General features: G+C 47.1%; 5 protein-coding genes. All 5 read left to right on the top strand.

Annotated elements, in window-relative coordinates:
• Positions 1-3: 3 nt before the first annotated feature.
• The 5 genes from uvrA to BW961_RS15440 are packed head-to-tail and all read left to right on the top strand — an operon-like array spanning position 4 to position 17,846.
• The gene (gene uvrA / locus BW961_RS15420; protein ID WP_068579247.1) at positions 4-2,877 is read left to right on the top strand and encodes an excinuclease ABC subunit UvrA; all 2,874 of its coding nucleotides are present in this window, start codon (positions 4-6) and stop codon (positions 2,875-2,877) included.
• Positions 2,877-3,902: a class I SAM-dependent methyltransferase gene (locus BW961_RS15425; protein WP_068579251.1), complete on the top strand. Its 1,026-nt coding sequence runs from the start codon at positions 2,877-2,879 to the stop codon at positions 3,900-3,902. The genes uvrA and BW961_RS15425 overlap by 1 nt, the downstream gene beginning before the upstream one ends.
• 37 nt (positions 3,903-3,939) lie before the next feature.
• On the top strand, positions 3,940-5,325 hold the full coding sequence (locus BW961_RS15430) for a condensation domain-containing protein (protein WP_068579254.1): 1,386 nt from the start codon (positions 3,940-3,942) through the stop codon (positions 5,323-5,325).
• A 57-nt stretch (positions 5,326-5,382) separates the two neighbouring features.
• Complete coding sequence (locus BW961_RS15435; RefSeq protein ID WP_068579257.1) at positions 5,383-12,933, top strand: amino acid adenylation domain-containing protein; 7,551 nt, start codon at positions 5,383-5,385, stop codon at positions 12,931-12,933.
• Complete coding sequence (locus BW961_RS15440; protein ID WP_068579260.1) at positions 12,930-17,846, top strand: condensation domain-containing protein; 4,917 nt, start codon at positions 12,930-12,932, stop codon at positions 17,844-17,846. Before BW961_RS15435 ends, BW961_RS15440 begins: the two co-directional genes overlap by 4 nt.
• Positions 17,847-17,853 lie beyond the last annotated feature (7 nt).

Raw genomic sequence — 17,853 nt, forward strand, 5'->3', positions numbered from 1 at the left:
CGAATGAAAAACACTATTTTTGTCAAAGGTGCTCGACAGCATAACTTGAAAAACGTAACATTGGAAATTCCTCGCGACCAGTTCGTGGTTTTTACGGGAGTTAGTGGTTCGGGCAAGTCCTCCTTGGTTTTCAACACTCTTTATGCCGAGGGAAGACGGCGTTTAATGGAGTCGCTCTCTGCGTACGAGCGAATGGGGCTTCGCAAATCCGATGAGGCTGACGTTGATTTAATAGAAGGACTGTCGCCTGTCATTGCAATTGAACAGAAGAAGATATCCCGTAGTCCGCGTTCCACGGTGGGTACGCTAAGTAATCTTTCCAACTATATGCGCTTGCTATACTCGCGGGTAAGTGATGGGGTATGCCCTTACTGCGAGGGACATATACCTATTCGGACGAACAAGCAGATTGTAAGCGATTTGATTCAATATGCGACGGGTTCAGAAGTTCAAATAGGTATTCCGCTTTTCCATTTCTCTCGTGAAGTAAATGGGTCGTATTTCGATAGAGTTCGCAAAAAAGGCTTCGAAAAGTTGTATTGGAACGGGGAAAAGATCACAATTGACGAAGCAGAGCAGCGGTTGAGAGAGTGCCGGAATTCGGCCCCGGATAGGCTGAACCTCGACATCGGTTCGATTGTGGTATCTCCCGAACGATATATAGAAATTCGCTCGTTGGTCCAGAGAGCGTTGGAGCTTGGGAATGGATTAATGCTAATCCGTTCCGCGGGAGAGCCTTTAACAAGCATCTCATCGCATTTGGCTTGCTCCTCTTGCGGGATTGCAGTAAGCGAGATACCGGCGAGCGCATTCTCATTTAATACCCCTGCGGGAGCCTGTTCCACCTGTACCGGTTTGGGCAGCCACTACTATGTAGACCCTGACCTGGTTATTCCAGACAAAACGAAAAGTATTGCAGAAGGGGCCGTCAATTTGCTGGGCTGGCAATGCGATACGGATAAATTCCACAAAAATCGCAAGATATATGAGGGTCTTGCCCAGCGGTACAATTTCTCGCTCGACACTTCGGTGAAAGATTTGTCGACGAATGCCCTGCACGCGGTTTTGTACGGCACACAAGGAGAGAAAATTCGGATTGAAAATCCTGCAGCGGGCGGTAAGCCGATGCAAGAAAAGTTCGCCGGTATTGTAAATATGATTTACGAACGGTTCAATACCAATACCAAGGATGAGATGAGCACTGTTAAAAAAGAAGAACAAGGGGTTATGCGTGAGCAAATCTGTCCGGACTGTGAGGGAACCCGACTAAAAGCAGAAAGGCTCCTCTATAATGTCGAGGGCAAGACAATCCATTCTCTCTCTAATTTGCCGTTAATCGAGCTGCTTGAGTTTTGCGAAGCACGCCTAGGGTCCGGCACTGCTGTAACCCAAGTTATTTTGAGAGATATGATGATTCGCATTCGTAGAATTTGCGACATTGGCCTTGGATATTTAACCTTGAATCGCCCGGTTATAACGCTATCGGGCGGTGAATCCCAGAGACTCCGGTTAACTACTCAATTGAGCTCGGGGTTGATGGGAATGATTTATATTCTGGATGAACCTAGTGTAGGACTTCACTCCAAAGATAATGAGAACATGGTTGTTTTGCTGCGCAAGTTGCGGGACATGGGCAATACGCTGCTTGTTGTCGAGCACGATGATGAGATAATCTCCAGAGCGGACTACATTGTTGATATCGGACCGGGCGCGGGAGTTGTCGGCGGACAGATTGTTGCCCAAGGTACGGTTGAGGAATTGAAGAAAAATTCCGCTTCCCTGACCGGACAATATTTGTCCGGCAGCAGAAGAATAGAAATTCCCGCCAATCGAAGAAGAGTACAGAAAATCAACGGTAGCTTTAAGCAGTTGGAGATAATTGGAGCCCAAGAAAACAACTTGAAAAATGTAAACGTACAGATTCCTCTTCACTGCTTAGTTTGCATCACTGGCGTATCAGGTTCCGGAAAAAGTACTTTGGTGCATAAGGTCATATATGAGAAACTGAGGGAATATTTTGATGGCCAATCCGGTGAACCGCGAAACGATGTGGAGTTGAAAGGCGCAGAATGGATCGATCGCGTCGCCTATGTTGATCAAAATCCGATCGGGCGAACGCCGCGTTCCAATCCTGCTACCTATGTCGGTATATTCAATAGCATTCGGAAATTATTTGCGAATACAGCAAGCGCCAAGCAAAGAGGATTCAAGGAATCGCACTTCAGCTTCAATAATGCTGGAGGACGTTGTGAAGAATGCATGGGGATCGGAACAATTGTGACGGAGATGCAGTTTATGTCCGACGTCGAGACAGTTTGCGAAGTTTGTCATGGGCAACGGTACAGTGAAGAACTATTAGGAGTCGCTTACCGGGGGAAAAATATTGCCGACATTCTCAACATGAGCATCGAGGAGGGAGTAGAGTTTTTCAATGATCATCCGGCACTCCATAATAAACTCGCGCTCATGAATAAACTTGGACTTGGTTATATGAAGCTTGGCCAACCCGCCACAACCTTGTCCGGCGGTGAAGCGCAGCGGATTAAGCTGGTAGAGGAACTAAGCAACCAACAAGCCGGATGCAGCCATTTGTATATATTGGATGAGCCTACAAGCGGCTTGCACTTGGAAGATGTCCAACGGTTACTTGCCATTGTTCAACAACTCGTGGATCAAGGAAACACCGTACTGGTCATTGAACACAACCTTCACTTTATTAAAGCCGTAGATTATTTAATCGATCTGGGACCTGGAGGAGGGACTCACGGAGGCTATGTTGTTGCTGCCGGTACTCCAGAAGATGTGGCTAAAGTGGAGACCTCGTATACTGGACAGTTTTTGCGGAAGTCGTTATTTGATAATGAGGTGAGTATGTGATGAACGTATATCAACATTTAAGATTGCTCCCGGTTCCTGCATTTAATCATTACCTTCACAAACGTTTCAATGAACTGCAGTGGGTTCGGAAGCTTGGGCTCGACCACATTAAGTTTACGGGGGACTTTATTCTGATCCATGCCTGGAAACCGGGTTTCGTAAAGCTCAACAACGGACAAGTAGAGTTAGTCCTAAGCGCTATGCTTGGAAGAAACACCTATTCACCATCTCTTCCGCCGCTTCCGTCTGCTTGGCTGGAGGATTACGAAGAAGAGGCGGAACTGGACGGTGTACTGAACAAAGTACTGGTGCCCGGACTCTTCGAGCTGCTTATGCAAAGCAATGCAAATGAGAGCATAACCAGCCCGCGGTTGCTCCGTCTGAGAACCATTCTGGAGAAAGTTTCTGACGAAGCGCCTATATTTCCAGCTATCCAGAACGGCAACGAATTAAAACGGTTTCTGCGTTGCGTTCAGCAGCAAAAGCCTAAAACGGTCGTGGAGATCGGTACGGCAAGCGGAGGGGTATTTTATTGTTTAAGTCAATTGGCTGATCCGAACGCCCTTCTAGTCAGCATAGATTATCCGGGGGGGCCGTATGGCGGGGGTCAAGACGATGGAGAAGCAGAACTTTATTCGAAATTTGGAGGTCCCCAGCAAAAAAAATATTTTATTAGGGATCGCTCGTTCCATCATACGACAAAGCAGGATCTGGTGAATATTTTAGAAGATCGTAAAATCGATCTCATGTTCATTGACGGCGACCATTCCTACGGGGGGGTTAGCTCAGATTACTACATGTACAAAGATCTGGTCGCACCAGGTGGAGTGATTGCCTTTCACGATATTAATATGCGCCCGGAAACATGGGGACGGGGATACGATGTCGGTATTTTCTGGAACGAGATTAAACACTCTCACGGAAACTATGAAGAAATCATCGATCCATCGGGCTATAGCGAGCCTTTGCTCCCGGATCGCTCAGGGGCTTATCTGGCTTATGGAATAGGTATGTTAATGGTGTAATGTGAGGGATAGACAAGGAAGAGGGGATAATCATTCAATGGCTCACCGCCCGATACATAAGAGTAAAGTTGAAGATGTTGTCGGATTAACCCCCATGCAGGAAGGGATGCTCTATCATTATCTGCGGAATCCAGGGGACGACCAGTTTTTTGAACAGTTCAGCTATACGCTTAAAAGCAAGTTGGACCTTTCTGCATGGATGCAGGCATGGAATTGGATCATCCGGCAAAATGCGATGCTCCGCACGGTATTCCGTTGGGAGAAGATTCAAAATCCCGTTCAGATCGTACTTAGGGAACGGTTGATATCTGCCTCGGTTCATGATCTTACCTTTGTCGGTGAAGACGAGAAGGAGACTGCACTGCAGGGAATCAAGCAGTCGGATCTTGCCGAGCGATTTGATCTAGCAGAGGGTCCTTTGTTTCGGACCGCGGTAATCAAATTGGAAGAAGAGAAGTATGTCATGATGGTCAGCCATCATCATATTATTTTTGACGGATGGAGCAACGGCATTATTCTCGGTGAGTTTATTCAGGCTTATGAAGCGTTCCGCAGCAGTGTAGTGCCAGAGGCTGCAGCAAAGCCGGATTTCAAAGACTATATCGATTGGCTCAGGGAAAAAGACAAGCATGGGCCGGAACAATATTGGCGCAGTTATCTGCAGGGCTATGAATTTCGTCCAACGCTAAGGAAGGACAATGTTTTACATATTGAACCGAGCAGCAAGGCTTGTGCATCGCTTACGCTACCTAAATCGTTGGTGCATGAGCTAGAGGCAGTGTCGCAAGAAATAGGGGTGACGGTTAGCTCTATCTATACTTCGGCTTGGGGAGTGTTACTGCAGCTATATTCTAAGCGATCGGATGTGCTCTTCGGCACAACGGTCTCAGGACGATCGGGAGACTTACGTGAGGTTGAACGTATTGTAGGCATGTTGATGAATACGATCCCGGTCCGGATTCGTGCACAGTCGGAAACGACGTTGAAAGATATCATACTGGATACGCAGCAAGCAGTCTATAAACGGCAAGAGTATGAGACCACGCCTCTAGTCGATATTCAATCTTATTCGAAGCGGAAAAGCACGGAAGAGCTTTTTGATACGTTATTGGTTATTGAAAACTATCCCTTAGATTTCAGCATACACGGCGAGCTTCAACTAACATCGTTTGATGGATACAGTGCGACGAATTATTCCCTTTTGCTTGCTATTAATCCCTTTGAAGAAACGACGATCCATTTTATATATGATCAGCAAAACTATGAAGCAGATACGATTGAGCTGTTGCAAGCAAGGTACGTGGGACTGCTAAAACTAATAACCGCCAATAGTGAGTGCCCAGTGCAACACATTGAGGCACTTACTGAAGCAGAAAAAAAGTTTCATGAGGTTTGGAATATTGATTTTAATTATGAGCTGTAAATGGAAATTGGAAATAATCATTGAAGTCAGTCTCAATTGGAAAAAGGAGGGGGGTATATGGAAAAGCCCGTGCATATCCAATCAAAAATAATTGAAGAGTATTGGCTAGATAAGCTTTCTCGCGATGCTACAAGAGAGATGCTTCCAAAGGGTAAATCGATCTGTGATGGGAAGGAAGCGGAGCGTTCAAGATTAGAAATTTCCATTCCTGTTCATGTTGCTAAGAAATTACAAATTATGTCAACATTTTCCGACAAAGGCAGATTTATTCTGGTTCTAACAGCAATTACTGGGTTGTTGTACCGTTATTCGCAAGGTAAGGAGATCCATTTGGGGACCTCGTCGACATTGCAGTCTGAGCCTAGAGCTGCCAATGACGGAATCCTGATTCTAAAGAGCAAGGTGAGTGGTGAGAAGCGTTGGCGGGAACTGATCGAAGAGATGAAGGTTGAAGTCTCTCGTACGTTTAACCATAGAGATGTGTCGCTGGACTCGATGTTTGAGAAGATAAAATCTCATCATGGTATAGAGCTGGAAGATTATTGGCAAGTTGCGTGCATCGACTATGCGTTGCAGACCTACGTGGAGGAACTGGACCGTTTTCATCTGATTATTGAGTTATTAACGGATCCTAACGAATCGACTGGCAGTATGATTCGATTGTCCTATCGTCCTGAAATATATGCACACGGAATCATTCGTGCATTCGCGGCTAATTTGCTAGTCTGCCTGGATCAGCTGCAGGGGAACCTGCTCAGCAGACTCGAGGATGACGAGATGGACATGATGGCCCAAGAGGAACGCGAGCTTCTTCTGCACGAGTTTAACCGGACAGCTATAAAAATTCCTGCAAAGTTAACGCTACATCAATTGCTTGAGGAACAAGCGGAAAGAACTCCTGAGAATATTGCAGTAGTGGATCATAAGGCTAAGATCAGCTACAAAGAGCTGAATGAAAAAGCAAACCAACTGGCGCATACGCTTCGAAGCCTTGACGTCGGACCTGAAAGCATCGTTGGTGTAATGGTTCAGCCTACGATTGAGGTCGTCATCGCTATCGTGGCGATCCTAAAGGCTGGTGGAGCCTATTGTCCGATCGATCCTGAAAATCCGGATGATCGCGTACAGCTCCTTCTGGCCGACAGCAGGATAGAAGTGCTGTTATCGGCCCAACCCTATTTGAATAGGCACCGCTTTAAAGGAACGCTTGTTAACATCTCAGATCCGAATCTGTATATAAGGGATTATGTTGACGCGTCTACCGCCGTTTACCCTTCTAACCTTGCCTATGTCATTTATACTTCAGGATCAACGGGTGCTCCAAAAGGAGTAATGGTTGAGCATGGAAGCATTGTCAATCAAATTGAAGGACTAATGGGGCGCTATTCTTTCGACGAACATCATAGGCATGTATTAATGGCGCCATTAACTTTCGATCCTTCTATCCAACAAGTATTTTTGCCACTTGCTACCGGTGGGACTGTTCATCTCCTGACGAAAGAGGTTAGAACGAATCCAAGTATGTTTTGGAGATGGGTGACTGACAATCGCATCAATGTGGTCAACACGGTTCCGTCCTTAATGGAGATTCTTCTCGAACAGTCCGAAGGCCGTAACCATGCCATTACGTATTTGATACTAGCAGGAGAAGTTTTCACAAGAGATCTAGCTCAACGGTTAGTCCAAAAACTCAATATCGATAAATTGATTAACATTTACGGTCCAACAGAGGCAAGCATTAATACGACCCTCTACGAGTTCAATCCGATAGACCAACATGTTGTCATGCCGATCGGAAAGCCTCTGACTAACTATGAAACGTACATTCTGGATCATAGGCGGCGCCTTATGCCGCTGGGGGCTACGGGGGAGCTGTATATTGCCGGAGCGGGACTAGCGCGGGGCTACCTGCATAATCAGGAATTGACAGATGCTGCTTTCGTGCCGAATCCCTTCCGGTCTGGGTTTGAACGAATGTACAAAACAGGCGATTTGGTCAAGTGGCTGCCTGACGGCAATCTGGAATTTATAGGACGATTAGATCAACAAGTGAAGGTTCGGGGAATGCGCGTTGAATTAAGTGAAGTCGAATATGTGTTGACCGAGAATGCCCTGATCAAAGAGGCTGTTGTTATAGCACTTGAAGCTTCGGAGCATTCCGTGCAACTGGCCGCTTTCTATACCTTGAACAATGCAGCCGGCAGGCTTTTACAATCGCTTGAGCCGGACGCGCTGCGGTCGTATTTAAAGCAGCATCTGCCCGAATATATGATCCCCTCTCAATTGGTTTGTCTTGAAGCAATGCCTGTCACGAATAACGGTAAAATTGATAAGAAAGCGCTGCCTATCGATCTCATTGGTAGCGCTAATAGCCGAAATTTTGTTTTGCCCCGCAATGAAATTGAACAAAAGCTGGCTCAAATATGGTGTGTGCTGCTAGGCATTGCTTCTGTAGGGGTTGAGGATAGTTTTTTTGAAGTCGGCGGTGATTCGCTATCCATTGTGCGGTTGCAGAGTAGAATCAATCATACTTTTCATGCGGACTTGACGATTGCCCAGTTATTTACTTATCACACCATAGAGCTGCAAGCTAAGCGGCTCAATTTGAACGCACCGATGGCCGAAGCGGCAGAAGCAACAGACGCTGGAATTAGCCGTCTGCCAGCAACTGGAGCCAAAAATGCTGGATACAGTCAGGAAGTGGCGGTCATTGGCATAGGATGCAGGTTTCCGCTTGCAGACGGATATGAAGCGTTCTGGGATAACTTGCTTCAAGAAGTTGATGCTGTGAGGGATGTGCCAGTTAACAGGTCGAAGGATAGTGTATACGATGTCCGCCAGAAAGCCGATGTGGAATATCCTCAAGGCGCATATTTGGAACGAATCGACGGCTTTGACGCGGCCTTTTTTGGAATTTCTCCCAATGAAGCACGAATGATGGACCCTCAGCAACGGTTATTTTTGCAAGTCGTCTGGGAGGCCGTTCAGGACGCAGGCTATTCGGAGAAAGAGTTATACGGGTCAAGAACAGGGGTATACGTCGGAGCAGGCCAGCCGCGCTACATTGATTTGATTGCTCATGTGGAGCCATCGGCATTGCCAGGCAATCTGCATTCTGTAATAGCTGGAAGAATTTCCTATGTGTTCAATTTGACGGGCCCTTCCGAGATTATCGATACGGCATGTTCATCTTCGTTAATGGCAGTGCATCATGCGGTACAAGATATCGTTACAGGGAATTGCGAGCTTGCCATCGCGGGTGGGGTGAATCTGCATTTGTCCCCTGTTGAAAGATCAATCTTCGAGATGGGAATTGCATCGCCGGATGGACGGACGAAGGCGTACGACGCAGCAGCGGACGGTACAGGCGGGGGAGAAGGAATTGGTGCCGTCATTCTGAAGTCTTTGGAACAAGCTGTTGCTGACGGCGATCATATCTACGCGGTGATCAAAGGCACAGCTTCGAACTCGGATGGTCGTTCCAACGGTATTACCGCACCTAATGCCGCCGCCCAAGCCAATGTGATCGATGAAGCTTGGAAGCGGGCTGGCATTGATCCGGTCACGATCGGTTATATTGAAGCGCATGGAACCGGTACGAAATTAGGCGACCCTATCGAGATAGAAGGGATTACGCAAGCCTTCCGACGCTATACAAACCGCAAACAGTTTTGTGCTATTAGCTCAGTCAAGAGCAATATTGGGCATCTCGACTCGGCCGCAGGAATAGCCGGATTTATTAAGGCAACCCTTGCTCTTTATAAACGGCAAATCCCTGTATCGATTCACTTTCGGGAGCCCAACCGTCATATCGATTTTATCGATTCTCCTGTTTATGTGAACGCTGGTTATCATGCCTGGGCGCCGGAATATGGGATTCGGCGCTCAGGTGTAAGCTCGTTCGGACTCAGCGGGACTAATTGCCATGTGGTGCTGGAAGAGTATCAGGCAGAGACTAGGAAGTCTGCAATAGAGGGAAAACAGTTGTTTACCTTATCGGCTCGATCTCTTGAGACGCTTGGGAAGTATGCGGACAGATTCGTGGCCTATCTGGCTAATACCGACAACAGACTGGAGAATATTTGCTATTGCTCCAATATCAGCCGCAGCGGATACAGTTATCGTTTGGCTATAGTTGCGGAGTCTCTGGAAGATTTACGGCGGAAGCTGAGCGATTTTGTGCTTAGCCAAAGATGCCCATCCGATATGAATACGATGAGGTTGAATAAGACTAATATTTATTGCAGGTATCCGGGGCAAGAGGTTAATGGTTTCTATGGGACGATGGAGTTGGGTGATCCAATAATTGGAATCTTGGAACGCTTTATTCGTGGTGAAGATGTGGATTGGGGCCGCTACCACCAAGGACAAGACCGGCAGCGTGTATCGATGCCAACCTATCCGTACGATGAGAGGCGTTACTGGATAGAGAAGGAAAGTAATGATGATCTAAGTCAGGAGACTGGTGGGGTCTCGACAGAAATCCAAATGGATGCTAATCACTGGCTTATTTATGAGTCAACCTTTGGAATCGGGGAACGGTTGCTGGATGAGAGCGGGTTTACACCGGTGGCAGGCTATAAAGAGGCGGTGAGCAAGTTTGCCGCTCTGCTTATTCTCGATGTTTTCCAATCCGTTGGGACGCTGACCGATCCAAGTGAAGTGTATCAAAAGCTATTTGTGAAGAGCATGCTCGGTGTCGTACCACAATATGAGCGGCTGCTTGCTTTCATGCTTAGCGTTCTGGAAACAGAAGGCTGGATTCGCACTAGCGAAGATACGGTTATTCTCTTGAAGAATAGGTCTGGGGAAAACCTTACAACCTTATTAGACCGCAATTGTACCCAGTACCCGGAGTTTGTTGGAACTTTCAAAGTGATCCATTACTGTCTCAGCTATTATCCAGATGTGTTGAGCGGACGCAGATCTCCGCTGAGCGTACTTTTCCCTGATGGTACTCCCAATTTCTTGGCGTCGTTCGCGAATAAGGGGAAAACCGCAGGGGATCTCTATGAAATCATGGCAATCGATTCGATTAAGCAAAAGATTGTATCCCATACTGGAATGCCTTTAAAAGTATTAGAGGTTGGAGCGGGATCTGGAACGGTAGGAAGAGCGATCTTTCCTGCAATCGAACATCTGGAAATCGAATATTATTACACAGATATTGGAAGGGCTATCATACTTGAGGCTCAAAAAAATTTCGAACCATATCCTTTTGTGCATTACAAGGTTTTTAATGTGGAGGAGGATCCATTCGCACAAGGATTTAAGCAGGGAGAGTTCGATATGATTATCGCGCTTAACGTGATCCATGCCACCCATTCTATGAAAAACTCCCTTGCTCAATTGAAGAAGGTTTTAGCTGTCAACGGTACGCTGCACCTGATTGAGAAAGTTCAGAACGAAGTTGCGGAAAATCTGGTCTGGGGGATGACGGAAGGGTGGTGGCTGTATGAAGACGGTGACCGGCGAACCGATTCGCCTCTTGTATCCGCCGATGTCTGGGAGCAATTGTTGCGGGAAGAGTATTTTGGAGAAGTGCGAACATTTCCTATGAGTTCAAAGCGGCGCGACGAGGCGGAAACGGCCATGATTGTCGCACACAATACCGGGAAAACACGGCATTCTCCCGATGAGCTTCTGTACGGTGTCCAGTGGGTTCAGAAGGAATTGAAGACCAGAAGTAATACTCTACCAGAAGGAGCATTTTTAATTTTCCAGGATAACATGGGGATCGCCGAGGAATTGATCCGCCATCTCCTATCGGTTGGTCAACCTGTGGTCACAGTTGCGATAGGGGAGACGTTTTGTAGCATTGACGACGGCAGGTTTATGATTCGACCGGATGAGAATGCAGATTATGATCGTCTTTTGGATGAGGTGGAGCAAAGGCATAGGCAGATTGGCGTAATTGTTCATTTATGGACCTGTACAGAAGCCTTGCAACCGATATCGGTCGAGGAGTGTTTGCAATCAGGTATTTACAGCTTATTATTGCTGACGCAAGCACTGTCGCGGCGCGTACAAAATGAAATCATTGAGATACGTACGGTGTCCAATAACGGATATCGGCTGTTCGACGAGTCGGACCCTTTGCCTCACAATGCTTCGATATACGGGATTACGAAGGTTATCCCGCAGGAGATTCCGATGCTGCAATGCTATGGCTTAGATCTAGATACGTACAATGCAACACCGCTGCAGTTGGCGAAGAGCATCCTTGATGAGATCCGTGAAAATAAGACGGATGCATTGACGGCCATTCGTGACGGACGATTCGTTCAACAAATGTCCAGGCTGGATCTGAGCGAAGGAACTTCGCAGAGCGTTGTCTTCCGTGACGGAGGGGTGTATATGGTAGTGGGAGGGGCTGGAGGATTAGGGCTGGAAGTATGTCGATTCCTTACACGGGACAATCCCGTAAAGCTTGTGATCGTGAACCGAACCCAATTGCCAGAACGATCGACATGGAGACAATGGTTAACCGCTCACAGTCACGATTCTGAAAATGCAAATGCCTTCCGTTTAATTAAGGCGTTCATGGATATGGAAGAGAACGGATCGGAAGTTTTGTATTATTCAGGAGACGTATCGGATTTCGATTCGATGGAACAAATCGTGGATCATGTGCGGGAAAGACTGGGCAGGATCGACGGCGTCATTCATTGCGCGGCAGCAACCGCTGAGACAAGCAAACCTTTGGCTGTCCAGACGAAGGAAGATTTTACAAAGGTGTTGAGACCGAAAATTTATGGGACGTTGGTTTTAGACCGGCTGTTCGCCGAAGAGTCATTGGATTTTTTCATCCTGTACTCTTCGGTAGCCTCTTTATGGGGAGGGGCCGGGGGCGGCGATTACGCGGCAGCCAATAGTTTTATGGATGCGTTCAGTGCATATCGGAACAGGCAAGGAAAACACGCTCTGGCGATCAACTGGTATGCGTGGGAAGGTCTTACTGGCCCAGGATGTATGGCTTACATGTCCGTTCAAGAAGCGCTTGATGCTTTCAGGCTAGGGCTGTCTAGGAGACTGGATCAAGTTGTGATAGGCAAATTCGATGAAGAAAAGCTAACCGAGTGGGCACCGATGATGAAAATACAGATTGCATCCAATGTTCTCGAAATTCCGCTACTAACCCGGGCTCAAAGCGGTGCTTCCAGCCATTTGGGACAGGTGTCGTCCGTCAGTAGGCCGGTAATAGAAGTACGCTTAATTGGAAAAACGAAAAATTCTATTACGCAATTGGAACGAGAGATCGCTCAAATATGGGCGGAAACACTCGGTTATGAAGAAATCAACGTGCATGACAATTTTTTTGAAATTGGCGGAGACTCTCTGCTTATATTGAGAGTCTTGGCACTTCTGAATGAACGAGTTGATCCGGAAGTGGAAGCTGGGGATTTGTTCTCTTATGGGACCGTTGCCAACCTGGCGGAGTATATCGAATCGAAGTATATGGCAAGAGAGCAGAAAGCGTTAGAAGAAACGGAAGTGCAATATGCAATCGAGCAAGAGGAAGAAGAGGAGCTTCGACAATTGATCCGACGCGTAAAGGAGGAAGAAATCTCAATTGACGAGGCGATGAAAGGAATTGGAGAAATATGACAGATAAGTTTGTTGAAATCATTCTGCAGCTTGTCGCCAAACAAGAAATATCCGAAAAGAGTGCTTTCAATCTTATTAAAGAGTACAAGTTGCGGATGAAAACGATTCAACCATCGGGTGAAAATCAATTAAACGCAAGAGATATCGCGATAATAGGGATTTCCTGCCGCTTTCCACAGGCTGCTAACAAAGAGGAATACTGGAGAAATCTCATCAACGGCGTTGATGGAATAAGGGATTTTCCAGATTCGCGGTTTGCTCGAGTTCTCCCGTTTCTGCGTGAAAAAGATAAGGAGTCCTACCTTTCGGCGGGATATCTGGATGACATAGAAACGTTCGATGCGGAATTTTTTAACATTCTCCCTGGAGAGGCCAAATATATGGACCCTCAGCAGCGCATTTTTATGGAGACGGGATATGAAGCGATAGAAGATGCTGGTTACGGTGGAGAGCGTATATGCAATTCCCATGTAGGTGTCTATGTAGGATTTAGCGAGCCGCGTTACAAAGATTTGATAGCGGACAACTCTCCTGCTGCATTTATTGGGAATTTCCCTCCGATCGTGGCCAGTCGTCTCTCTTATGCGCTTAATTTGACAGGGCCCGCATTAAGCGTAGCGACGGCCTGCTCATCGTCCATGGTTGCCCTTCATCTTGCGTGTGAAGGTTTGTTAGCGGGCGATTGCGACATGGCGCTCGTAGGAGGCGTGACCATCGGAGCATTGCCAGGCAAGCTGGAAATCGGCAATCTGGGCATTACATCTGCGGAGGGGAGATCTCGCAGCTTCGATGCCGCAGCCGACGGTACGGGATGGGGAGAAGGCTGCGGAGTCGTGCTAATTAAGCGGCTTGACCAGGCAGAGAAGGATCAAGATCACATTTATTCGATCATTAAGGCAAGCGCTATCAACCAGAATGGAACATCCAATGGGCTAGCTTCTCCGAATGCACGGGCGCAAGAGGAGGTTCTTGTAGAGGCTTGGAAGCGTGCGGGTATCGATCCGATGACGATCTCATATATGGAAGCGCATGGTACCGGAACTAAGATCGGAGATCCGATTGAAGTGAAAGGGATAACGAATGCTTTCCGCAAGTACACTCACAAAAAACAATTTTGCGGACTCGGTTCTGTCAAGAGCAATATTGGACATATCGATTCGGCTTCCGGTATGGCGGGTCTAATCAAAATTGTGCTTGCCATGCAACATAAGAAAATTCCCCCGACCTTGCATTTTGCTTATCCAAATCCATTGATGAGCTTACATCATTCACCGCTTTATGTAAATACAACGGTAACGGAATGGAAAGGATTGGGCGACGAGCCTTTGCGTGCGGGTGTCAGCTCGTTTGGTCTGAGCGGAACGAACTGTCATGTGGTGTTGGAGGAGTATCGGAATGCGCCAGCCAAAGAGCCATCTTCTCAACAAGAACGAATGTTTACCCTGTCGGCGCGAAGTGAAGGTTCTCTTCGCCGGCTGATCGGCAAATACGTTGACTTTTTGCGCAACGATACGGCTGTAGGTTTGGATGAGTTGTGTTACGTCCTTAACACGGGAAGAGGTCACTACCAGCATCGGCTTGCGATTCCCGTCTCGGATCTTCATATGCTTGAGGAGAAGCTCCAGTTGGTACACGATATGTCGTGGAAGTCTTATCAAAGCTTGAGGGATGAAGCGGGCATTTTCACCACGCTTTTTGGCGAGCCGCCGTTAACGTACAATGCTCATATCGAAAGAGAGACAACGAGGAAAGATCTTCTTCAGAATAATCCGCTAGCGATGTCGGACTTGGCTAGGCGTTATGTTGCTGGTGAATTGACGCATTGGCCGGATTACTACCCAAAGGGAGGTAAGAAGGTTCCGGTTCCCACCTACGCGTGGGAGAAGAAGAGATATTGGGTCGATGCCCCCCTTGTGGGACATCGCCATGATGGAGACAATTCGTCAGATCAGGACTTCCATCGCGTGCCGATTGGTTTCATTGGCGGATACGTTCCTACTTCATCGGAATATAGGATAGGTGCGATATGGGGGAACAAGCTGGGTTTAGAGCAAGTAGACGTAGATGAAGATTTCTTTCAAATGGGCGGTGATTCGTTGCTTGCGACCGATCTTGTAGTCGCAATTGCGAAGGAGTTTGCAACCCAATTAACGCTTGCCGACTTTTTCGGGCACCCAACAATTAGGGGACTCGCTGCTTTGCTGGCTGAAGAAGGGAGCAGGAAAGAGATCGGAATCGTTTCTGTTTCTCCAAGGTTGAGCTATCCCGTCTCCAGTGCCCAGAGGCGCCAGTATATCTTAAATCAACTGGATGAGAACAACATTAGCTACAACATGCCGGGAGCCGCTTACATAACGGGGCCTCTCGATATGGAGCGGTTCAGACGCGCTTTTGATTCGTTAATAACTCGCCATGAATCGTTCAGGACGGTATTCGAGATGTCGGGGGATGAAATCGTTCAGATTGTGCGTCAACAAGTAGAGTTTGTAGTGGAATATAGCGAGGTATCGGAAAGCGATACGGACCAGCTTGTTACAGCCTTTATTCGGCCGTTCCGACTTGAGGAAGCTCCTCTGCTTAGGGTCAGGCTGCAACGATTGCTTGATTCGGAGGAGGCAGACCCTAAGCATTTATTTCTGTTTGATATCCATCATATGATTTCCGACGGCGTCTCTATGGAGATTCTGTTGCAAGAATTCGTCAGCCTTTATGAAGGCAGGGAGCTGCCGCCCCTGCGTAAACAGAGCAAAGATTACGCAGTCTGGCAGTATGAATTTCTTCAGAGCGAGCGTATGAAACAACAAGAAGATTATTGGATGACCGCACTGGGCATACATACAGGAACAAGGCCGCCTGTACTTGCTATGCCTTACGATTATCCTCGTCCGCCCGTCATGACTTTCGAAGGCGATAGCTACTCATTCATGATTGAAACCACATTGACCGACAAACTCAAGTTGCTCGGACTTCAACATGGTGCAACGCTTTATATGACGCTACTAGCCGTTTACAAGGTTCTACTGTATCAATATACGAGGCAGGAGGATATCGTTGTCGGTTCGTTAGTTGCAGGTCGGCGAAATGCGGGACTTGGTCGAACAATTGGGCTTTTTACTAACTTTTTGCCTATACGCAGCTTTCCGATCGGTAACCGAATGTTTACTGAGTTTTTGAAGGAAGTCAGGCAAAAAACGTTGGAAGCCTATGACAACCAAGATTATCCGTTTGAAAAAATCGTAGAAAAATTCGATCAGAAGCGAGACATTAGCAGAAATCCAATATTCGACACCATGATTATATTGCATAATCAAGGCGTTCAGAATACCCGAATTGAGATGGATCGATTGGTACTGGACATGGTCGAATGGAAACGCCAGAGCTCGACACTGGATCTTAAACTGGATCTGTTTCAGGCTGCTAATGGACAATTAAGCGGCAGGTTTGAGTATTACGATCGATTGTTTCAAAAAGAAACCATTATAGATCTGGCAAAGCTTTTTGTTGAATTAATGGATCAAATTGTTGAAACTCCGGAGTTAACGCTGATGGAGTATCGTTTATTCACTCCGATAGAGTCAGTAGCGGTTGAACGCAAGCGGAATAGTAGCCAAGAAGGATTTGCGCTACCTCCCATTACCCCGGCTCCGCATGCCATGTTCTATCCATTATCATTCTATCAAAAGAGAATTTGGGAGACCAAGAAAAACCTAAGCCACTTCATCGCTCATGCACAAATTATCGGGAATATTGATCGGGATAAGATCAAGATCTCTTTTGAAGAGATGCAAGCTGAGGATGAATCTTTGAGGACGACTTTCGTTGAAACGTCATCGATCCCTTATCAACAGATTCATGATCAACTTCCGCTGGATTATACCTATACGGATTGCTCGGATGGCGGTGGCCGTAATTCGGTTGCCGACATGATCGCGGAAGAACTTCGATATTCCTTCAATGCGATGAAAGGATCACTCTGCCGAGTGAGGCTGATTCGTGAAGGCAACCAGCGCTACCACATTGTTGTCGTCATCCATTCCTTAATCGCCGAATGTATAGACACTAACGACTTTTTGTCGCGTTTGTTCAGGCGATATCGATTGGCCGGCTCGGGTGCGAGTAATTGCGAGCTGAAGCCGGTATCGGTAGTGAATTATGCCTGCTGGCAGCATCGGATGTTCAAGGGACATTATTTGGATTCATCCAAAGCGTACTGGGACGAGGTTCTCGGATCCCCGCCATTGCTGCAAGGGTTCCCAGTCATGCAGGCAGAATCGGGCGTGAAGAGGCATGACAAAGGAAAAGTTCGTTTCACGCTAACAGAAGAGGAACTCAAGGGAGTACAGTGGTTTGCCAACGACTGCCAAGCGATTGTAACAGAAGTTTTGCTGACTGGTTATTTATTGCTTTTGAGACAGCTCACACAATCGGAACAGTTTAGAATCGGCCTCATTCGTCCGAATGCGGACGTCATTGGCAATTCAGGCGTACCCGTGAGACTCAACTATATCGTTCCTTTGCTGGTTGACGTGGGAGGCATATCGTCTTTTCATAGGTTGTTGGAATCAGTCGCGACAGCATATCGTACGGGAGTTCAAAAAGTCCATTACCCGTTTAGCAAATTGCTGCAACATGATAGCGATGCACCGACGAAAAAAGATGTTCCTTTGCCTTTGTATCAGCTATGTTTCGCAGAAGAAGATTGGACGGAAACAATGCCAGGATGCCGCATGGTGGACCTTCAGCAATATCGTCCGGATCACTATGCCTTACAGTTGACCGTAGCGATTAAAACGAATGGCATCGAGTGTATATTTACGTGGGATACGGCGTTATTAGAGGCTTCTTACGTGGAGTCGTTATCGGAGAGGTATCAGAAGGTAATCGGCATTATTGCACAAAATATACCGGAATAATAGGAGG

The sequence above is a fragment of the Paenibacillus macquariensis genome, assembly GCF_900156375.1.
Taxonomy (GTDB): domain Bacteria; phylum Bacillota; class Bacilli; order Paenibacillales; family Paenibacillaceae; genus Paenibacillus_AQ; species Paenibacillus_AQ macquariensis.